Below are 19349 nucleotides of genomic sequence, written 5' to 3'. Positions count from 1 at the left end.
GCCGACCTGTGACTGCCGGATGCGATGCGGTCGTGTCCGGCAGGGCGGGTTACGCAATTCATGATGGCGGGAATAACTCAATGGCAAAAAACACTTCTTGCGGTGTCCAACTGCGTATTCGTGGCAAAGTGCAGGGCGTCGGTTTTCGTCCGTTTGTCTGGCAACTGGCACAGCAATTAAATCTTCACGGCGATGTCTGTAATGACGGCGATGGCGTAGAAGTCCGACTGCTGGAAGACCCGGAAACGTTTCTTGCGCAATTGCATCTGCACTGCCCGCCGTTGGCACGTATCGATAGCGTTGAGCGTGAACCGTTTATCTGGTCACAACTGCCCACTGAGTTCACTATCCGCCAGAGCGCAGGCGGCGCCATGAATACGCAAATTGTTCCCGATGCCGCCACTTGTCCAGCGTGTCTTGCCGAAATGAATACCCCAGGCGAGCGGCGCTGGCGTTATCCGTTTATCAACTGTACCCACTGCGGCCCGCGTTTCACCATTATTCGCGCGATGCCTTATGACCGCCCGTTTACCGTGATGGCGGCGTTTCCGTTGTGTCCGGCCTGTGATAAAGAATATCGCGACCCGCTTGACCGTCGCTTTCACGCCCAGCCGGTGGCCTGCCCGGAGTGTGGTCCGCATCTTGAATGGGTAAGTCATGGCGAACGTGCCGAACAAGAAGCGGCATTACAGGCGGCTATCGCACAGCTAAAAGCGGGCAACATTGTCGCCATCAAAGGAATTGGCGGATTTCATCTCGCCTGCGATGCGCGTAACAGTAACGCGGTGGCGACACTTCGGGCGCGCAAACATCGCCCGGCGAAACCGCTGGCGGTTATGTTGCCAACGGCAGAAGGTTTACCAGACGCTGCCCGCCAGTTACTCACCACGCCCGCCGCGCCGATTGTGCTGGTGGATAAAAAATACGTTCCTGCACTTTGTGACGATATCGCCCCTGGCCTTAACGAAGTGGGGGTGTTGTTGCCTGCAAACCCGCTCCAGCATTTGCTGTTACAGGAGTTGCAATGCCCGATGGTGATGACCTCCGGCAACCTGAGCGGCAAACCACCGGCTATCAGCAACGAACAGGCGCTGGACGATTTGCAGGGCATTGCCGACGGATTCTTGATACATAACCGTGACATCGTTCAGCGGATGGATGATTCGGTGGTGCGCGAAAGCGGCGAAATGCTGCGCCGTTCGCGGGGGTATGTACCGGACGCGCTGGCTTTGCCTCCGGGCTTTAAAAATGTTCCGCCTGTGCTGTGCCTCGGCGCGGATCTGAAAAATACCTTCTGTCTGGTGCGCGGTGAACAAGCGGTGTTGAGTCAGCATCTGGGCGATTTAAGTGACGATGGCATCCAGATGCAGTGGCGCGATGCGTTACGCCTGATGCAAAACATCTACGATTTCACCCCGCAATACGTTGTGCATGACGCGCATCCGGGCTATGTCTCCAGCCAGTGGGCGCGCGAGATGAATCTGCCGACGCAAACGGTGCTGCATCATCATGCCCACGCAGCTGCGTGTCTGGCAGAGCATCAGTGGCCGCTGGATGGCGGTGATGTCATTGCTTTGACGCTCGACGGTATTGGTATGGGGGAGAACGGCGCGTTGTGGGGCGGCGAGTGCCTGCGGGTGAACTATCGTGAATGCGAGCACCTGGGCGGCTTGCCTGCGGTGGCGCTTGCTGGTGGCGATCTTGCCGCAAAGCAGCCGTGGCGAAACCTGCTGGCACAGTGCCTGCGCTTTGTGCCTGAGTGGCAGAATTATCCCGAAACGACGAGTGTGCAACAGCAAAACTGGAGCGTGCTGGCGCGGGCCATTGAGCGTGGAATTAACGCGCCGCTGGCGTCATCGTGTGGGCGTTTGTTCGACGCTGTGGCGGCGGCGCTGGGCTGTGCGCCAGCGACGTTAAGTTATGAAGGCGAAGCGGCTTGTGCTCTGGAGGCGCTGGCGGCTTCGTGCCTCGGAGTGACGCATCCGGTGACGATGCCGTTGGTGGATAATCAACTGGATCTCGCCACCTTCTGGCAGCAGTGGCTGAACTGGCACGCCCCGGTTAATCAACGAGCGTGGGTATTTCATGATGCGCTGGCGCACGGTTTTGCCGCGTTGATGCGTGAGCAGGCAACGATGCGCGGTATCACTACGCTGGTATTTAGTGGTGGGGTTATTCATAACCGTTTGCTGCGTGCACGTCTGGCGCATTATCTCGCTGATTTCACGTTGCTCTTTCCGCAAAATTTACCGGCGGGTGATGGCGGGTTGTCTCTGGGGCAGGGGGTGATTGCTGCGGCGCGTTGGTTAGCGGGTGAAGTCCAGAACGGATAAAGCGTGTTGCATTTGGACACCATTGCCGGATGCGGCGTAAACGCCTTATCCGGCCTACACATACATCCCCGTAGGTCGGATAAGACGCGCCAGCGTCGCATCCGACATTTTAGGTACAGTAGCCCGCCTACACTGGCAACGTTTTCAACAATCCAAACGCCTCTTTCATCCGATCCTCACTGACCACAAAGGCACGAAGCTGGTCGGCATCGTCAACGCCGCGCGCCACCATCCCCTGGCTTTCAGTACAAATCTGCCAGCGCAAATCCCGACGCTGGGTTTCCCCTGCCAGATGCAGCGGTAATTCCGGCGTTTTGATTTTTACCAGCATCGCCGGAAGTTTCAGCGGCGTGTTGTTGCCAAGAAGATTTTTTGCCAGCACCATTGCGCTAAGTTGAATTGGCTGCAGGAACGGCAGCACCTGACCGTTAATCTCTGCGCAATCGCCCAGCGCGTAAATATCGGCATTACTGGTTTGCAGATAGCTATCGACGCAAACGCCGCGATTAATCGTCAGCCCGGCGCGTCGTGCCAGCGCGGTTTCCGGGCGTAGTCCGGTGGCGGCAATTACCGCATCCACTTCGATGGTACGCTGACGGTCCAGCCTTGCCTGAATGCCAGAATCCGTTTTTTCCAGCCCCAGCAACTGAGATTTCAGCAGCAGATGGACACCCATCTCTGTCAACCGATGCTGTAAGCGACTGCTTACTTCCGGTGGCATTAACGACGCCAGAATACTTGCAGCGTTGTCGATTAGCGTTACCGCTTTGCCTGCCCGACAAAAATCCATCGCCAGTTCACTACCAATCAAACCACCGCCAACAATCAACACGCGTCGGGCATCCCGCAGTTGTGTTTCACAGGCGCGATACTCTTGCTGACTGTTTAAAGTAAGCATTAACTCACGCCCAGGCACTGGCGGGACAAAGGCGCTGGCACCGGTTGCCAGCACTAATTTTTCGTATTGCCACTGATTATTCTGGCTTTTCACCACATGGGCTTCGGCATCGATATCCGTCACCCAGGTTTGCGGAAACAGGCGCAGATTAAACTGTTCGGCAAATTCTCCCGCCGTCTGGCGGGTAAGGTCGTCGGCACGTTGCCCCTGACTGATAACATGGCTGAGGTCAGGTTTGTTGTACTCATCCATGCTATCGGCGGCAATCAGGGTTAATGGAATACTGGCGTCCTGTTTGCGAATATTTTTCACCAGTTGGCGGGCGGCGAAGCCCGAACCAATGATCACAATGCCGTTGCTCATTTTGCCTCCGATGCCAGTTCGTCAAAGACGTCTTTGCCGAGGGAACATTCAGGGCAGAGGAAGTTATCCGGGACTTCACTCCACGGCGTTCCTGGCGCAACGTCCTGCATTGGCTCGCCTTTTGCTGGATCGTAAATCCACTGGCAGACGCTGCACTGCATCCGTGGGCCGAGATCAGCCGTTGTGGTGGCACAAGTTTCTTCTTTAACCACCGTATTCACCGTGTTCTGCGGCAGCGGCGCGAGCGCCCACTGACGGGCGATTTCGCGACCGTGTTCACGGCATAACTCCAGTGCGTCCTGGTCTGGGCGCCATTTGGCTTTCAGGCTCAGTGACATTTCGAAACCTGCATCCTGCAAGCGCGTGGAAAGACGATCCACCGCACCGCCGCTCCAGCCATGAGAGCCGAAAGCACTGGCGCGTTTGTTACGGAAGCGCAACCCGGTCATCTCCTCCACCAGCCCGGCGATTTTCGGCATCATCACGTTATTCATCGTCGAAGTGCCGACCAGCACGCCTTTTGAGCGGAAGACATTGGTCAGGATTTCGTTTTTATCGCTTCGGGCAACGTTGAAAATTTTCACCGCTACGCGCGGGTCGGTTTCCGCAATCCCCTGGGCGATAGCGTCAGCCATCATGCGGGTGTTATTCGACATGGTGTCGTAGAAAATGGTGATTCTGTCTTCCTGATAATCCGCCGCCCATTTCAGGTACAGCTCGACAATTTGCGTCGGGTTATCGCGCCACACCACACCGTGAGAGGTGGCAATCATATCGACCGGCAAATTAAAGCCCAGAATCTCGTTGATTTTCGGTGTCACCAGGCGGCTGAACGGCGTCAGGATATTGGCGTAGTAACGCTGGCACTGCTCGAAAAGCTCCGTCTGATCCACTTCATCGTTGAACAGATGCTCGTCGCAGTAGTGCTGACCGAAGGCATCGTTACTGAACAGCACCGCGTCGCCCGTCAGGTAAGTCATCATACTGTCCGGCCAGTGCAGCATTGGCGTTTCGACAAAAATGAGTTGCTTGCCGTTACCGATATCCAGCGTGTCACCGGTTTTCACCACGTTGAAATTCCACTCCGGATGATGGTGATGACCATTTATTGAGTCGATGGCGTTTGCAGTGCAGTAGATCGGTGTATCCGGAATTTGCGCCATCAGTTCGGTCAGCGCCCCGGCGTGATCCTCTTCAGCATGGTTAATCACGATGTAATCGATATCCGCCAGATCGATTTCATTACGCAGGTTCTGCACAAATTCGCGGCTGAATTTATGGTCAACGGTGTCGATAAGTACATTTTTTTCTTCACGAATGAGGTAGCTGTTGTAGCTGCTGCCGCGCAGCGTTTTATATTCCGTGCCGTGAAAATCACGCACTTCCCAGTCACGTTGACCCACCCAATGAATGTTATTTTTCACCACAATAGACATAGCAACCTCAATTTATTCAGCGTGTTCTAAAAAGATGTCTTGTTAATTGCAGATTGCGTGCCAGTTTTTTATCTGATTGTTTTTGCTATATAAATTTATTTATGCTCATTAATGAGTAGTCAAAATGACTATCCATCAAATGGTCGATATGACAATATCTATAGTCAAATTGACAGTGAGGCAAAGATGAGTTTTTCCGTTGATGTGCTGGCGAATATCGCCATCGAATTGCAGCGTGGGATTGGTCATCAGGATCGTTTTCAGCGCCTGATCACCACGCTGCGTCAGGTGCTGGAGTGTGATGCGTCCGCGCTGTTGCGTTACGATTCGCGGCAGTTTATTCCGCTTGCCATCGACGGGCTGGCGAAGGATGTACTCGGCAGACGTTTTGCGCTGGAAGGACATCCACGGCTGGAAGCGATTGCCCGCGCGGGTGATGTGGTGCGTTTTCCCGCAGACAGTGAATTGCCCGATCCCTATGACGGTTTGATTCCCGGGCAGGAGAGTCTGAAAGTTCACGCCTGTGTTGGCCTGCCGTTGTTTGCCGGACAAAACCTGATCGGCGCACTGACGCTCGACGGGATGCAGCCCGACCAGTTCGATGTTTTCAGCGATGAAGAGTTACGGCTGATTGCCGCGCTGGCGGCGGGGGCGTTAAGCAATGCGTTGCTGATTGAACAACTGGAAAGCCAGAATATGCTGCCAGGGGATGTCGCGCCGTTTGAAGCGGTGAAACAGACGCAGATGATCGGTCTGTCGCCTGGCATGACGCAACTGAAAAAAGAGATTGAGATTGTGGCGGCGTCCGATCTCAACGTCTTAATCAGCGGTGAGACGGGAACGGGTAAGGAGTTGGTGGCGAAAGCGATTCATGAAGCCTCGCCGCGGGCGGTGAATCCGCTGGTCTATCTCAACTGTGCCGCACTGCCGGAAAGTGTCGCGGAAAGTGAGTTGTTCGGGCATGTAAAAGGGGCGTTTACTGGCGCTATCAGTAACCGCAGCGGGAAGTTTGAAATGGCGGATAACGGCACGCTATTTCTGGATGAGATTGGCGAGCTGTCTCTGGCATTGCAGGCCAAGCTGCTGCGGGTGTTACAGTATGGCGATATTCAGCGCGTTGGCGATGACCGCAGTTTGCGGGTCGATGTGCGCGTGTTGGCGGCGACTAATCGCGACTTGCGCGAAGAGGTGCTGGCAGGGCGATTTCGCGCCGACTTGTTCCATCGCCTGAGCGTGTTTCCGCTTTCGGTGCCGCCTCTGCGTGAGCGGGGCGATGACGTCATTCTGCTGGCGGGGTATTTCTGTGAGCAGTGCCGTCTGCGGCTGGGGCTTTCCCGCGTGGTATTAAGTTCCGGGGCGAGAAATTTACTGCAACACTACAGTTTTCCGGGAAACGTGCGCGAACTGGAACATGCTATTCATCGGGCGGTAGTGCTGGCGAGAGCGACCCGCAGCGGCGATGAAGTGATTCTTGAGGCGCAACATTTTGCTTTTCCTGAGGTGACGTTGCCGCCGGCAGAAGTGACGACAATGCCCGTCGTTAAGCAAAACCTGCGTGAAGCGACAGAAGAGTTCCAGCGTGAAACCATTCGCCAGGCACTGGCACAAAATAATCACAACTGGGCTGCCTGTGCGCGGATGCTGGAAACTGACGTCGCCAACCTGCATCGGTTGGCGAAACGTCTGGGATTGAAGGATTAAATAATCCCGGCCTGATAGAAATCCTGCAGGTTAATCGCGCCGGTGAGTTTGCCGTTTTCGTCCACCACCGGGGCGGCGGTGATTTTGCGCTTCATCAGAACTTCTTTGGCGTCGATGGCGCGGCTTTGCGCCTGTAATGTGGTGCCGCCTGCCGTCATCGCTTCATTAACTGGCGTGGTGAGGGCGCCGCCGACAACCAGCCAGCGACGTAAATCGCCGTCGGTAAAGACGCCTTTCACCTGCTGTTGATCATCGCACACCGCCACAAGTCCTAATCCGGTACGGCTGAGTTCCAGCATCGCGTCCATTACGCTGGCGGTTAACGCCACCTGCGGGATAGCGTCATCACGGCGCATCAGATGATGCACTTTATTCAGCAAGCGAGCGCCCAGCGCTCCGGCTGGATGTGAACGGGCAAAATCTTCTTCATTAAAACCGCGCGCCTGCATGACTGCCATCGCCAGCGCGTCGCCCATCATCAGGGTATTGACGGTGCTGGAGGTCGGCGCAAGGTGCATCGGACAGGCTTCGCGTTCTACGGAAATATCCAGTATCGCTTTCGCTGCCAGGCCCAGCGGTGACGTCGGTTTACCGGTCATTGCCAGCAGCGCGATAGATTTATCTTCCAGACGCGGAATAATCAGATCCAGTTCCTTCGCGCCACCGGAGTAAGAGATAAACAGCATCACATCGCGGCTTTCAATCATCCCCAGATCGCCGTGCAGTGCTTCTGCCGGATGGACAAAAAAAGCCGGTGTGCCGGTGCTGGCAAGCGTTGCGGCGATTTTCTTACCAATGTGGCCCGATTTGCCAATTCCGGAAACCACCACTTTGCCTTCGCAGTGCAGGATGATATTGGCGGCGCGAACAAAATCATCGCCCAGACGTTCCGGTAAACGGCTTGCTTCCTGCAACTCTAGCGTTAACGTCTGACGCCCCGCGTTCAGTAGTGCTTCACTCATTGCTTTCTCCGGTTATGATCACGTCGATCCCTTTATCTTCCAGCGCCTGACGAAACGCGGGATCGATACCTGCGTCGGTAATCAGCTTATCGACACTTTCAAGACTGCAAACCACGTTGGGGCTTTTACGACCAAACTTCGATGAGTCAGCCATCAAAATGACTTCACGCGCGGCATTACACATCGCCTTACTGACGGTAAAAACCTCGTTGAAGGTGGTTACGCCCGCATTCAGATCGATGCCGTCAGTACCCATGAATAATTTGTCGAAGGTGAAATGCTCGAAGGCATTTTCCGCCAGTTGCCCGTGAAATGAGGCCGATTTTTTGCGAAATGTTCCGCCTGGCATCAGGATGGTTTGTTCGTTATCCAGTTCGGATAGCGCATTAACGATATGCAAACTGTTGGTCATCACCGTGATGTTATTAAAGCGCGATAGCATGGGGACCATCTGCAACACGGTGCTGCCAGCATCAAGAATGATCGAGTCTCCATCATGAATAAAACTGACGGCAGCTTCTGCAATCAGCGCTTTCTTGTGGGTGTTGATAAGAGTTTTATGATCGATAGGCGGATCGGATTCCTCTTTATTCAACACCACGCCGCCATAAGTACGAATGACGGTTCCGGCATGTTCCAGAATGACCAGATCTTTGCGAATGGTTGTGCCTGTGGTGTCAAAGTATTGCGCCAATTCTTCAACCGAGCATTTCCCCTGCTTTTGCAGGTACTCCAGAATGGCGGCCTGACGCTGACGAGGTTTCATGGGTGTGATTACCTGATTTAGGTTTCAAAATGATAACTTCGCAAGCAAGTAACATTCACAACGAAATTATCCACGTTTCAGTTTAAGCGCCAATGATAGAGCATTCTGTGATAGTGGATCATGGGGAAAGATCACATCAGGTCGTAAATCACCCCGATGCATACCCGTAATTGCGGGAATTTTTTGTGGTCGGGCGAAAACGGTCAGTCCTTTCATAAACAAGGTATCGACGATGTGCTGCTGATCGTCCAGAGCAATGGCGACCACGACCCGCGGTTTAAAGCGCCCGCTGGAACGTCCCACGCCAACGCGCCCTTGCTGGCAGAGCGCGTCGAAGGCTCGATTAAAACGAGAAATTTGCCAGCCGCCTAAGGCCAGTTGCGCACACCAGGCGATAACGGCGACGGTGATGAGAGCTGATACCATAACTTCTCCTTAATGTCGTGGAGGAAGTCCTGTAGGCCTGATAAGCGTAGCGCATCAGGCATTTTATTAGTCGCACGGAGATCCTTTAAGGATCTCCGCTGTTGATCAAAACATCACCTGACCGCCAGTGACATTAATCGATTGTCCAGTGCAGTACGACGCCTTAGGACTGGCATAGAACAGCAGCATATTCAGCACGTCCTGATAATCGCAGCCACGTTTGAGCGGCACTTTATCGATGTAATACTGCTCGACTTCATCCGGTTTGATACCCAGCTTGGTCGCGTATTGCGGTAGCAAAGACTGGAACATCGGCGATTTCAGCAGGTTACCGAGCATCAGTGAATGAACTGTAATGCCGTATTCCGCCAGATCCAATGCTAGCGACTGAGTAAGACCGACACCGCCAAATTTCGCGGCGCTATAACCAGAGTTGTGTTTGCTGCCCACTTTGCCGGATTTTGAGTTGATCTGAATAATGCGTCCCTGAATACCGTCGCGGATCATCAAACGCGAAAATTCACGCGCACACAGGAAATAGCCCACCAGATTCACCTGTAGCGAGCGGTCAAAATCCCCAAGCTGGAAATCGCTGATAAACGCTGCTTTTGCAATTCCGGCGCTGTAGACCAGTAAATCCACGCGACCAAAGATTTCATCTACCCCACGAGAGAGCGCCAGAACGCTCTGCTCGCTGGTGGCGTCAGCACCAAAACCGTACGCTGTTCCTTCACCATATTCGGTGTTAATTTCTTGCGCCACATTTGCAGCTTTGTCGCTTTGAATATCGACAACCGCCACGCGATACCCCTCGGCAGCCAGACCGTGGCACAGGAACGCGCCTAAGGTTTGCCCACCACCGATGACAACGGCAACCTGATTCATTTTTTACTCCTTAACAGATTCAAACTTCAAAACCGATCCCGGCGCGATATCGTCGGGTACAGGGCCTGCCACATGGACAGTGCCCGGAAATTCCGCTTCGCTTAAACCATCGAAGCGCAGGGTGACATGACCCAGCTCGCGAAGATTGTCTTCCGCCACGCTGCCAACGGCGGTCACCGGATAGCGATGCTGCCCGAGAGAAAATTGCAAACCGGGATGGAGCGCACCTTTCAACTCGCCGTGGCAATGAATGAAGCAATACTCTTCGAGATCCGCAGGCGCGCCTTCACGAAAGGTGATGAGCATCTGGTCGCTGAGGGCGTCAGTGGCGCTCGCGCCGATACGGGTGATGGTGGTCTGATAAATAACGGTCATGTTTCAGCCTCTATTGATAGATAAAACCGGAGACAAACCAGGCGATCAGGACAGTAGGCGCGCCGGTCAGAAAGCGGCTCACCAGTACAGAAGGGACACCGACGCGAACCGTATCCTGACGGGCTTCCGCCAGCGACAAACCGACCGGGATAAAGTCGCAGGCGGCTTGCGCGTTAATGGCAAACAGCGCCGGTAAAGCCAGATGCGGCGGAATATTGCCGAGGCCAATCTGCACACCAATCAATACACCGATAACCTGCGCGATAACGGCACCAGGGCCGAGAAAAGGTGAAAGCAGCGGGAAGGAGCAGATAAGCGCTAGCATCACCAGCCCCAGAGGATGACTGGCCAGCGGAGCAAGACCGTGGGCAATCCAGTCTCCAAGACCGGAGGCCATAATGATGCCGATAAGCGCCGAGACAAACGCCATAAACGGTAGAATGGTTTTTAATACGGTGTCGATGGTGTCGCGTCCGGACTGGAACAGTACGGCAACGGCAGACCCCATGCCCATTCCCACCTTTGCCAGTAAACCATCGCTCTGTTCGGTAATTTTCTTGCTGGTGTCGTAGTCACGGCCCACGGAAGACGGTTGTGGCGTTGCAGCACCCATCACTGTGATATTTTCTTCTTTCACGCCAGAGACATAAATATCTTCCACGATGTACTGCGCCAGCGGACCAGACTTGCCCGTCGAGTGGATATTGATGGTGGGAATACGCCGTTTTGGATAGATGCCGCAGCGCAGTGTGCCGCCACAGTCGATTACCGCAACGCCGATTTCCGCTTCTGCGGGTTCACCTTCTTTAAATCCGTCGATAGCCTGCCAGCCAGTAAGCTGCGCCAGTTTGTCGACAATCGCAGGACGTGTACCGGCGGTGATATAGACGATTTTTTTCCCCGGAGTGGCGTCCAGTTCAAGCGGGCCGCCCCATCCACCCGTCCCTTTTTCGATCCGAATACGTGTCATGATGTTGCTCCTGCCAGGCGAACTTTCTGTTCAAGTTGAATGCCCATCTTTTTCTCGAAAATGGCGGTGGTCAGATCGGTCACCCACCCACGGAAGAAGTTAGTGACCAGCCCAACCAGCAGATAGCTTACTGCCAGTGGGCCAAGTGGCAGATTCAGTGTCGTCAGACCGCTGGCAATTCCAAGATAAACAAACAATTCGCCGGGGTTGATGTGGGGGAAGAGGCCATTCATTGAGTGGCAGCTATAAGAGGCCGCCGCGTAATAGCTGGGTTTGTACTTTTCTGGCATAAAACGACCCAGGCTTAAAGTCATCGGGTTACAAAAAACAAATGTGCCAATACACGGTAATAGCAGGTAACGGGAAACAGGATTACCGGCGCAACGTTGAGCAAATCGTTCAATACGATGCTGACCGATAAAATTAATCAATGCGTTCATGATAACCAGCAGGCTTATCAACAGTGGAAGAATGCCGGTCACCATCCCGGTAAACACCTCTCCACCTTTCTGGAACAGCCCGATGAACCACTCTGCGCCATGAGTAATGGTTTCTATCATTGTTCTCTCCTTTGAAATTTATTGTTTCATTACCAAACAGCAAACCAATATAATCAGATCGAAAGATTTAAAAGTGTTATTTTGATCGCAAAATGAAAGATAAATATTTTAATTTGAAAGTTTAGCTAAAGGGATGGTGATGAAGGTGATTTGTGTTATGTAAAGTCTGTATCAGGCAGTGACTACCGCTTCCTTGTGCGGGGTGGGATGCTTTACCATACTTGCCCCTGGTTGAATCTGTTAAATGGACTCCTCATGTTCAAGCGTCGTTATGTAACATTGCTTCCCCTTTTTGTGTTGCTTGCCGCCTGTAGCAGCAAGCCAAAACCTACCGAGACTGAAACGACCACCGGAACGCCGTCTGGCGGCTTCCTGCTTGAGCCGCAGCACAATGTGATGCAGATGGGCGGTGACTTCGCTAACAACCCGAATGCGCAGCAGTTCATCGACAAAATGGTGAAAAAACACGGCTTCGATCGTCAGCAATTGCAGGAAATCCTCTCCCAGGCGAAACGTCTGGATTCGGTACTGCGGCTGATGGATAACCAGGCACCAACCACATCGGTGAAGCCGCCATCTGGCCCGAACGGCGCATGGCTGCGTTATCGTAAAAAATTTATTACTCCGGATAACGTGCAGAACGGCGTGGTTTTCTGGAACCAGTATGAAGATGCACTGAATCGCGCGTGGCAGGTGTATGGCGTACCGCCAGAAATTATTGTTGGGATTATCGGCGTTGAAACCCGCTGGGGACGCGTGATGGGTAAAACCCGTATCCTCGATGCGCTGGCGACGCTGTCATTTAACTACCCACGCCGCGCGGAATATTTCTCTGGTGAGCTGGAAACCTTCCTGCTAATGGCGCGCGATGAGCAGGACGATCCGCTCAATCTGAAAGGTTCCTTTGCCGGGGCAATGGGCTACGGTCAGTTTATGCCATCGTCTTACAAACAATACGCCGTGGATTTCAGCGGCGACGGGCATATCAACCTGTGGGACCCGGTGGATGCCATTGGTAGCGTGGCGAACTATTTCAAAGCGCATGGCTGGGTGAAAGGCGATCAGGTCGCTGTAATGGCAAACGGTCAGGCTCCGGGCTTGCCAAATGGTTTCAAAACCAAGTACAGCATTTCACAACTTGCAGCGGCAGGTCTGACGCCACAACAGTCGCTGGGCAATCATCAGCAGGCCAGCTTGCTGCGTCTGGATGTTGGGACGGGGTATCAGTACTGGTACGGTCTGCCGAACTTCTACACCATTACCCGTTATAACCACAGCACCCATTACGCAATGGCGGTCTGGCAGTTAGGACAAGCCGTAGCGCTGGCGCGCGTACAGTAACTATTGGCAAGAGGGAGGTTAAATCTCCCTCTGTTATCTTACTGTTTATTCGAATGACGTAATTGCTTGATTTTTTTCGACAGCGAAATCGCATATCCCAGGCATACAACGCCTAACGCAGCCTGGCCAAAATCGAAAGGTTCAAGATAGCCAGAAGATAAAATCTTACATACCACTGAAACCAGGGCGCTGACACCGCCAATGGTGACCCACATACGCATTTGTGTGGTCTGTTTGAGCACGTTTTGTGGGGTGTTATCCGTTTTCTTTGTTGCCATTGCTTTCCTCTCCTTGTGAATACATATCAATGTGAATGCGGCATGGTAGCCTTTTTTCTTTGCCGGTTGGTCGTAACAGTCTTATTTCGGAATGCGACTCGTAAAATGAGTCGCTCGTCCCCATCTTCTGCGGGAAAGTGCTATCTTGTCCGGCATAAATTTTTGACTGACAGAGGTTGTGATGACTGACAGTGAACTGATGCAGTTAAGCGAGCAGGTAGGGCTGGCGCTGAAATCCCGTGGCGCAACCGTAACAACCGCTGAGTCTTGTACCGGCGGTTGGGTAGCGAAAGTGATTACCGATATTGCCGGCAGTTCCGCCTGGTTTGAACGCGGATTTGTCACCTACAGTAACGAAGCCAAAGCGCAGATGATCGGCGTGCGCGAAGAGACGCTGGCGCAGCATGGCGCGGTGAGTGAACCTGTCGTGGTGGAAATGGCGATAGGCGCACTGAAAGCGGCTCGTGCTGACTATGCCGTGTCTATCAGCGGTATTGCCGGGCCGGATGGCGGCAGTGAAGAGAAGCCTGTCGGCACCGTCTGGTTTGCTTTTGCCTCTGCCAGCGGTGAAGGCATTACCCGCCGGGAATGCTTTAGCGGTGACCGCGATGCCGTGCGTCGGAAGGCGACGGCTTATGCCTTAAATACGCTGTGGCAACAATTTCTACAAAACACTTGATACTGTATGACTATACAGTATAATTGCTTCAACAGAACATATTGACTATCCGGTATTACCCGGCATGACAGGAGTAAAAATGGCTATCGACGAAAACAAACAGAAAGCGTTGGCGGCAGCACTGGGCCAGATTGAGAAACAATTTGGTAAAGGCTCCATCATGCGCCTGGGTGAAGACCGTTCCATGGATGTAGAAACTATCTCTACTGGTTCGCTTTCACTGGATATCGCGCTCGGGGCAGGTGGTCTGCCGATGGGCCGTATCGTCGAAATCTACGGACCGGAATCTTCCGGTAAAACCACGCTGACACTACAGGTGATTGCCGCTGCCCAGCGCGAAGGTAAAACCTGTGCGTTTATCGATGCTGAACACGCGCTGGACCCAGTCTATGCACGTAAACTGGGTGTCGATATCGACAACCTGCTGTGCTCCCAGCCGGACACCGGCGAGCAGGCACTGGAAATCTGTGACGCCCTGGCACGCTCTGGCGCAGTAGATGTTATCGTCGTTGACTCCGTGGCGGCACTGACGCCAAAAGCGGAAATCGAAGGCGAAATCGGCGACTCTCATATGGGCCTTGCGGCACGTATGATGAGCCAGGCGATGCGTAAGCTGGCGGGTAACCTGAAGCAGTCCAACACGCTGCTGATCTTCATCAACCAGATCCGTATGAAAATTGGTGTGATGTTCGGTAACCCGGAAACCACTACCGGTGGTAACGCGCTGAAATTCTACGCCTCTGTTCGTCTCGACATCCGCCGTATCGGTGCGGTGAAAGAGGGCGAAAACGTAGTGGGTAGCGAAACCCGCGTGAAAGTGGTGAAGAACAAAATTGCAGCGCCGTTTAAACAGGCTGAATTCCAGATCCTCTACGGTGAAGGCATCAACTTCTACGGCGAGCTGGTTGACCTGGGCGTGAAAGAGAAGCTGATCGAGAAAGCAGGCGCGTGGTACAGCTATAAAGGTGAGAAGATCGGCCAGGGTAAAGCGAATGCGACTGCATGGTTGAAAGACAACCCGGAAACTGCGAAAGAGATTGAGAAGAAAGTACGTGAGTTGCTGTTGAGCAACCCGAACTCAACGCCAGATTTCTCTGTAGATGACAGCGAAGGCGTAGCAGAAACTAACGAAGATTTTTAATCGTCTTGTTTGATACACAAGGGTCGCATCTGCGGCCCTTTTGCTTTTTAAGTTGTAAGGATATGCCATGACAGAATCAACGTCCCGTCGCCCGGCATATGCTCGCCTGTTGGATCGTGCGGTACGCATACTGGCGGTACGCGATCACAGTGAGCAAGAACTGCGACGTAAACTCGCGGCACCGATTATGGGTAAAAATGGCCCGGAAGAGATTGATGCCACGGCAGAAGATTACGATCGCGTTATTGCCTGGTGCCATGAAAACGGCTATCTCGATGACAGCCGATTTGTTGCGCGCTTTATTGCCAGCCGCAGCCGCAAAGGATATGGTCCGGCGCGTATTCGTCAGGAGCTGAACCAGAAAGGTATTTCCCGCGAAGCGACAGAAAAAGCGATGCGTGAATGTGATATCGACTGGTGCTCGCTGGCGCGCGACCAGGCGACGCGAAAATATGGCGAACCGCTACCAACTGTCTTTTCGGAAAAAGTTAAGATCCAGCGTTTTCTGCTCTATCGTGGCTATCTGATGGAAGATATCCAGGAGATTTGGCGAAATTTTGCCGACTGAACGCATACGGTATTTTACTTCCCAGTCAAGAAAACTTATCTTATTCCCACTTTTTCAGTTACCAGCCGGGCGGTTAACGACACGCGATGGCTGGTGGCGATATTTCGTTAGCTTGATTTCAGGATAATTATGAGCAAGAGCACCGCTGAGATCCGTCAGGCGTTTCTCGACTTTTTCCATAGTAAGGGACATCAGGTAGTTGCCAGCAGCTCCCTGGTACCCCACAACGACCCAACTTTGTTGTTTACCAACGCCGGGATGAACCAGTTCAAGGATGTGTTCCTTGGGCTCGACAAGCGTAATTATTCCCGCGCTACCACTTCCCAACGCTGTGTGCGTGCGGGTGGTAAACACAACGACCTGGAAAACGTCGGTTACACCGCGCGTCACCATACCTTCTTCGAAATGCTGGGCAACTTCAGCTTCGGCGACTATTTCAAACACGATGCTATTCAGTTTGCATGGGAATTACTGACCAGCGAAAAATGGTTTGCCCTGCCGAAAGAACGTCTGTGGGTTACCGTCTATGAAAGCGACGACGAAGCCTACGAAATCTGGGAAAAAGAAGTCGGCATCCCGCGCGAACGTATTATTCGCATCGGCGATAACAAAGGTGCGCCATACGCATCTGACAACTTCTGGCAGATGGGTGACACTGGTCCGTGCGGCCCGTGCACCGAAATCTTCTACGATCACGGCGACCACATCTGGGGCGGCCCTCCGGGAAGTCCGGAAGAAGACGGCGACCGCTACATTGAGATCTGGAACATCGTCTTCATGCAGTTCAACCGCCAGGCTGACGGTACTATGGAACCGCTGCCGAAGCCGTCCGTAGATACCGGTATGGGTCTGGAGCGTATTGCTGCGGTGCTGCAACACGTTAACTCTAACTATGACATTGACCTGTTCCGCACGCTGATCCAGGCGGTAGCGAAAGTCACTGGCGCGACCGATCTGAGCAACAAATCACTGCGCGTAATCGCTGACCACATTCGTTCTTGTGCGTTCCTGGTAGCGGATGGCGTAATGCCGTCCAACGAAAACCGTGGTTATGTACTGCGTCGTATCATTCGTCGCGCGGTGCGTCACGGTAATATGTTGGGCGCGAAAGAAACCTTCTTCTACAAGCTGGTGGGGCCACTGATCGACGTCATGGGCTCTGCGGGTGAAGACCTGAAACGCCAACAGGCGCAGGTTGAGCAGGTGCTGAAGACTGAAGAAGAGCAGTTTGCCCGTACTCTGGAGCGCGGTCTGGCGCTGCTGGATGAAGAGCTGGCAAAACTTTCTGGTGATACGCTGGATGGTGAAACTGCTTTCCGTCTGTACGACACCTATGGCTTCCCGGTTGACCTGACGGCTGATGTTTGTCGTGAGCGCAACATCAAAGTTGACGAAGCTGGTTTTGAAGCAGCAATGGAAGAACAGCGTCGTCGCGCACGCGAAGCCAGCGGCTTTGGTGCCGATTACAACGCGATGATCCGTGTTGACAGTGCATCTGAATTTAAAGGTTATGACCATCTGGAACTGAACGGCAAAGTGACTGCGCTGTTTGTTGATGGTAAAGCTGTTGATGCCATTAATGCAGGCCAGGAAGCAGTAGTCGTGCTGGATCAAACGCCATTCTATGCAGAATCCGGCGGTCAGGTTGGCGATAAAGGCGAACTGAAAGGTGCTAACTTCTCCTTTGCGGTGGAAGATACGCAGAAATACGGCCAGGCGATTGGTCACATCGGTAAACTTGCTGCGGGTTCTCTGAAAGTGGGCGACGCGGTACAGGCGGATGTAGATGAAGCACGTCGCGCGCGTATTCGTCTGAATCACTCCGCAACGCACCTGATGCACGCTGCGCTGCGTCAGGTTCTGGGTACTCATGTTTCCCAGAAAGGTTCACTGGTTAATGACAAGGTGCTGCGTTTTGACTTCTCGCATAACGAAGCGATGAAACCAGAAGAGATTCGTGCTGTCGAAGATCTGGTCAACGCGCAGATTCGTCGTAACTTGCCTATCGAAACCAACATCATGGATCTCGAAGCGGCGAAAGCGAAAGGTGCGATGGCGCTGTTCGGCGAGAAGTATGATGAACGTGTACGAGTGTTGAGCATGGGCGATTTCTCCACTGAGCTTTGTGGTGGTACTCATGCTAGCCGCACCGGTGATATTGGTCTGTTCCGTATCATTTCTGAATCGGGTACTGCTGCAGGTGTTCGCCGTATTGAAGCGGTAACCGGAGAAGGCGCTATTGCCACCGTTCATGCAGACAGCGATCGCTTAAGTGAAGTTGCGCATCTGCTGAAAGGTGATAGCAATAATCTGGCTGATAAAGTACGTTCAGTACTGGAACGTACGCGTCAGCTGGAAAAAGAGTTACAACAGCTTAAAGAACAGGCTGCTGCACAGGAGAGTGCGAATCTTTCCAGTAAGGCAATTGATGTTAATGGTGTTAAGCTGTTGGTTAGTGAGCTTAGCGGTGTTGAGCCGAAAATGTTGCGCACCATGGTTGACGATTTAAAAAATCAGCTGGGGTCGACAATTATCGTGCTGGCAACGGTAGCCGAAGGTAAGGTTTCTCTGATTGCAGGCGTATCTAAGGATGTCACAGATCGCGTGAAAGCAGGGGAACTGATTGGTATGGTCGCTCAGCAGGTGGGCGGCAAGGGTGGTGGACGTCCTGACATGGCGCAAGCCGGTGGTACGGATGCTGCGGCCTTACCTGCAGCGTTAGCCAGTGTGAAAGGCTGGGTCAGCGCGAAATTGCAATAATATAAGCGTCAGGCAATGCCGTGGACTTGCTTCACGGCATTCGCATCGACGCTATCGACAACGATAAAGTCAGGTTGAAGTTGTGTATATCGGCTAAACTTAGGTTTAACAGAATGTAATGCCATGACTGCTTAGATGTAATGTGTTTGTCATTGCTTACTTTTTGGCGTTATATGATGGATAATGCCGGGATACAGAGAGACCCGACTCTTTTAATCTTTCAAGGAGCAAAGAATGCTGATTCTGACTCGTCGAGTTGGTGAGACCCTCATGATTGGGGATGAGGTCACCGTGACAGTTTTAGGGGTAAAGGGCAACCAGGTACGTATTGGCGTAAACGCCCCGAAGGAAGTTTCTGTTCACCGTGAAGAGATCTACCAGCGTATCCAGGCTGAAAAATCCCAGCAGTCCAGTTACTAATCTTTCCGCGTCTCATCTTTAACGGTGAGACGCACCCTCAAAATTTCTCCTTCGTTTCATTTTCTTTTCGCGTTACTCCCGTTCATTTAACTTTTGCCACCATTTTTATCTATCACTGCTACCTGTCAGAGGCCTGTTTTTCTGTTGATAAAACACTCTTTTTGACGTTTTTACAGACTAATTGAGCGCGAAGTGTGCAAACGATAAAAGTGTGGGAAAAATTGTTTGACTTATAAGTCTCAGAAAGTAATATGTGCGCCACGCAGCGACGATGAGCGATAAACAAGTTCTTCGAAGCACTCATAAGAGGCGTGTGGTGAGGTGGCCGAGAGGCTGAAGGCGCTCCCCTGCTAAGGGAGTATGCGGTCAAAAGCTGCATCCGGGGTTCGAATCCCCGCCTCACCGCCATTTGCATCCGTAGCTCAGCTGGATAGAGTACTCGGCTACGAACCGAGCGGTCGGAGGTTCGAATCCTCCCGGATGCACC

18 protein-coding genes and 2 tRNA genes are annotated in these 19349 nt (G+C 53.0%); 10 read left to right on the top strand and 10 right to left on the bottom strand.

Going from position 1 to position 19349, the window contains the following annotated elements:
- Positions 1-80: 80 nt before the first annotated feature.
- The gene (gene hypF, locus H9644_RS05875) at positions 81-2333 is read left to right on the top strand and encodes a carbamoyltransferase HypF (protein WP_191773722.1); all 2253 of its coding nucleotides are present in this window, start codon (positions 81-83) and stop codon (positions 2331-2333) included.
- A gap of 127 nt (positions 2334-2460) precedes the next feature.
- Here the strand turns inward: hypF and norW are convergent, their stop codons facing one another.
- Together norW and norV are read right to left on the bottom strand one after the other, a co-directional pair.
- Entirely contained in the window at positions 2461-3594 is a 1134-nt protein-coding gene (norW, locus tag H9644_RS05870; RefSeq protein WP_064528064.1) for an NADH:flavorubredoxin reductase NorW, read from the bottom strand.
- Positions 3591-5030 carry an anaerobic nitric oxide reductase flavorubredoxin gene (gene norV / locus H9644_RS05865; protein ID WP_064528062.1) on the bottom strand — a complete coding sequence of 480 codons (1440 nt, stop codon included), beginning with the start codon at positions 5028-5030 and terminating at the stop codon, positions 3591-3593. The genes norW and norV overlap by 4 nt, the downstream gene beginning before the upstream one ends.
- A 186-nt stretch (positions 5031-5216) precedes the next feature.
- Here norV and norR point away from each other — a divergent pair, with 186 nt between their 5' ends.
- Entirely contained in the window at positions 5217-6731 is a 1515-nt protein-coding gene (norR, locus tag H9644_RS05860) for a nitric oxide reductase transcriptional regulator NorR (RefSeq protein WP_064528060.1), read from the top strand.
- On the opposite strand, the gene gutQ is transcribed toward norR, so the two are convergent.
- The 7 genes from gutQ to srlA form a co-directional block, all read right to left on the bottom strand.
- Complete coding sequence (gutQ, locus tag H9644_RS05855; RefSeq protein WP_064528058.1) at positions 6728-7693, bottom strand: arabinose-5-phosphate isomerase GutQ; 966 nt, start codon at positions 7691-7693, stop codon at positions 6728-6730. The genes norR and gutQ overlap by 4 nt on opposite strands.
- Positions 7686-8459, bottom strand: coding sequence for a glucitol operon DNA-binding transcriptional repressor SrlR (gene srlR, locus H9644_RS05850; RefSeq protein WP_064528056.1), 774 nt, complete (start codon positions 8457-8459; stop codon positions 7686-7688). The genes gutQ and srlR overlap by 8 nt, the downstream gene beginning before the upstream one ends.
- 66 nt (positions 8460-8525) lie before the next feature.
- On the bottom strand, positions 8526-8885 hold the full coding sequence (gutM, locus tag H9644_RS05845; RefSeq protein ID WP_191773719.1) for a transcriptional regulator GutM: 360 nt from the start codon (positions 8883-8885) through the stop codon (positions 8526-8528).
- A 105-nt stretch (positions 8886-8990) separates the two neighbouring features.
- Positions 8991-9770 (bottom strand): sorbitol-6-phosphate dehydrogenase, encoded by a 780-nt coding sequence (gene srlD / locus H9644_RS05840; RefSeq protein ID WP_191773717.1) that lies wholly within the window; start codon positions 9768-9770, stop codon positions 8991-8993.
- A gap of 3 nt (positions 9771-9773) precedes the next feature.
- Positions 9774-10145 (bottom strand): PTS glucitol/sorbitol transporter subunit IIA, encoded by a 372-nt coding sequence (srlB, locus tag H9644_RS05835; protein ID WP_000216203.1) that lies wholly within the window; start codon positions 10143-10145, stop codon positions 9774-9776.
- A 10-nt stretch (positions 10146-10155) separates the two neighbouring features.
- On the bottom strand, positions 10156-11115 hold the full coding sequence (gene srlE / locus H9644_RS05830) for a PTS glucitol/sorbitol transporter subunit IIB (protein WP_191773715.1): 960 nt from the start codon (positions 11113-11115) through the stop codon (positions 10156-10158).
- Positions 11112-11675, bottom strand: a complete 564-nt coding sequence (gene srlA, locus H9644_RS05825) for a PTS glucitol/sorbitol transporter subunit IIC (protein ID WP_000573324.1) — start codon at positions 11673-11675, stop codon at positions 11112-11114. The genes srlE and srlA overlap by 4 nt, the downstream gene beginning before the upstream one ends.
- 255 nt (positions 11676-11930) lie before the next feature.
- Here srlA and mltB point away from each other — a divergent pair, with 255 nt between their 5' ends.
- Positions 11931-13016, top strand: coding sequence for a lytic murein transglycosylase B (mltB, locus tag H9644_RS05820; protein ID WP_191773713.1), 1086 nt, complete (start codon positions 11931-11933; stop codon positions 13014-13016).
- Between the two features lie 38 nt (positions 13017-13054).
- Here mltB and H9644_RS05815 read toward each other — a convergent pair whose 3' ends face one another.
- Positions 13055-13294, bottom strand: coding sequence for a hypothetical protein (locus H9644_RS05815; RefSeq protein ID WP_191773711.1), 240 nt, complete (start codon positions 13292-13294; stop codon positions 13055-13057).
- Between the two features lie 181 nt (positions 13295-13475).
- On the opposite strand from H9644_RS05815, the gene pncC reads away from it, so the two are divergent.
- The 7 genes from pncC to H9644_RS05780 all read left to right on the top strand — a co-directional run bounded on the left by pncC (position 13476) and on the right by H9644_RS05780 (position 19347).
- Positions 13476-13973 (top strand): nicotinamide-nucleotide amidase, encoded by a 498-nt coding sequence (pncC, locus tag H9644_RS05810; protein ID WP_130236047.1) that lies wholly within the window; start codon positions 13476-13478, stop codon positions 13971-13973.
- A 79-nt stretch (positions 13974-14052) separates the two neighbouring features.
- Positions 14053-15114 carry a recombinase RecA gene (recA, locus tag H9644_RS05805; protein ID WP_000963153.1) on the top strand — a complete coding sequence of 354 codons (1062 nt, stop codon included), beginning with the start codon at positions 14053-14055 and terminating at the stop codon, positions 15112-15114.
- A 67-nt stretch (positions 15115-15181) separates the two neighbouring features.
- Complete coding sequence (gene recX, locus H9644_RS05800; protein ID WP_191773709.1) at positions 15182-15682, top strand: recombination regulator RecX; 501 nt, start codon at positions 15182-15184, stop codon at positions 15680-15682.
- Positions 15683-15811: 129 nt separating this feature from the next.
- Positions 15812-18442, top strand: a complete 2631-nt coding sequence (gene alaS / locus H9644_RS05795) for an alanine--tRNA ligase (protein ID WP_021553817.1) — start codon at positions 15812-15814, stop codon at positions 18440-18442.
- 234 nt (positions 18443-18676) lie between these two features.
- Complete coding sequence (gene csrA, locus H9644_RS05790; RefSeq protein WP_000906486.1) at positions 18677-18862, top strand: carbon storage regulator CsrA; 186 nt, start codon at positions 18677-18679, stop codon at positions 18860-18862.
- A 315-nt stretch (positions 18863-19177) separates the two neighbouring features.
- Positions 19178-19270 (top strand) — tRNA-Ser (locus H9644_RS05785).
- A 3-nt stretch (positions 19271-19273) separates the two neighbouring features.
- A tRNA-Arg gene (locus H9644_RS05780) sits at positions 19274-19347 on the top strand.
- The last annotated feature ends 2 nt before the right edge of the window (positions 19348-19349 follow it).

Origin of the sequence: Escherichia whittamii (assembly GCF_014836715.1) — a bacterium.
GTDB classification, from domain to species: domain Bacteria; phylum Pseudomonadota; class Gammaproteobacteria; order Enterobacterales; family Enterobacteriaceae; genus Escherichia; species Escherichia whittamii.
This window is presented reverse-complemented; position numbering and strand designations above follow the sequence as displayed.

Excerpts from the sequence above, each read along its gene's own strand:
- hypF (WP_191773722.1), top strand. The coding sequence starts at position 81 with ATGGCAAAAAACACTTCTTGCGGTGTCCAACTGCGTATTCGTGGCAAA.
- norW (WP_064528064.1), bottom strand. The coding sequence starts at position 3,594 with ATGAGCAACGGCATTGTGATCATTGGTTCGGGCTTCGCCGCCCGCCAA.
- norV (WP_064528062.1), bottom strand. The coding sequence starts at position 5,030 with ATGTCTATTGTGGTGAAAAATAACATTCATTGGGTGGGTCAACGTGAC.
- norR (WP_064528060.1), top strand. The coding sequence starts at position 5,217 with ATGAGTTTTTCCGTTGATGTGCTGGCGAATATCGCCATCGAATTGCAG.
- gutQ (WP_064528058.1), bottom strand. The coding sequence starts at position 7,693 with ATGAGTGAAGCACTACTGAACGCGGGGCGTCAGACGTTAACGCTAGAG.
- srlR (WP_064528056.1), bottom strand. The coding sequence starts at position 8,459 with ATGAAACCTCGTCAGCGTCAGGCCGCCATTCTGGAGTACCTGCAAAAG.
- gutM (WP_191773719.1), bottom strand. The coding sequence starts at position 8,885 with ATGGTATCAGCTCTCATCACCGTCGCCGTTATCGCCTGGTGTGCGCAA.
- srlD (WP_191773717.1), bottom strand. The coding sequence starts at position 9,770 with ATGAATCAGGTTGCCGTTGTCATCGGTGGTGGGCAAACCTTAGGCGCG.
- srlB (WP_000216203.1), bottom strand. The coding sequence starts at position 10,145 with ATGACCGTTATTTATCAGACCACCATCACCCGTATCGGCGCGAGCGCC.
- srlE (WP_191773715.1), bottom strand. The coding sequence starts at position 11,115 with ATGACACGTATTCGGATCGAAAAAGGGACGGGTGGATGGGGCGGCCCG.
- srlA (WP_000573324.1), bottom strand. The coding sequence starts at position 11,675 with ATGATAGAAACCATTACTCATGGCGCAGAGTGGTTCATCGGGCTGTTC.
- mltB (WP_191773713.1), top strand. The coding sequence starts at position 11,931 with ATGTTCAAGCGTCGTTATGTAACATTGCTTCCCCTTTTTGTGTTGCTT.
- H9644_RS05815 (WP_191773711.1), bottom strand. The coding sequence starts at position 13,294 with ATGGCAACAAAGAAAACGGATAACACCCCACAAAACGTGCTCAAACAG.
- pncC (WP_130236047.1), top strand. The coding sequence starts at position 13,476 with ATGACTGACAGTGAACTGATGCAGTTAAGCGAGCAGGTAGGGCTGGCG.
- recA (WP_000963153.1), top strand. The coding sequence starts at position 14,053 with ATGGCTATCGACGAAAACAAACAGAAAGCGTTGGCGGCAGCACTGGGC.
- recX (WP_191773709.1), top strand. The coding sequence starts at position 15,182 with ATGACAGAATCAACGTCCCGTCGCCCGGCATATGCTCGCCTGTTGGAT.
- alaS (WP_021553817.1), top strand. The coding sequence starts at position 15,812 with ATGAGCAAGAGCACCGCTGAGATCCGTCAGGCGTTTCTCGACTTTTTC.
- csrA (WP_000906486.1), top strand. The coding sequence starts at position 18,677 with ATGCTGATTCTGACTCGTCGAGTTGGTGAGACCCTCATGATTGGGGAT.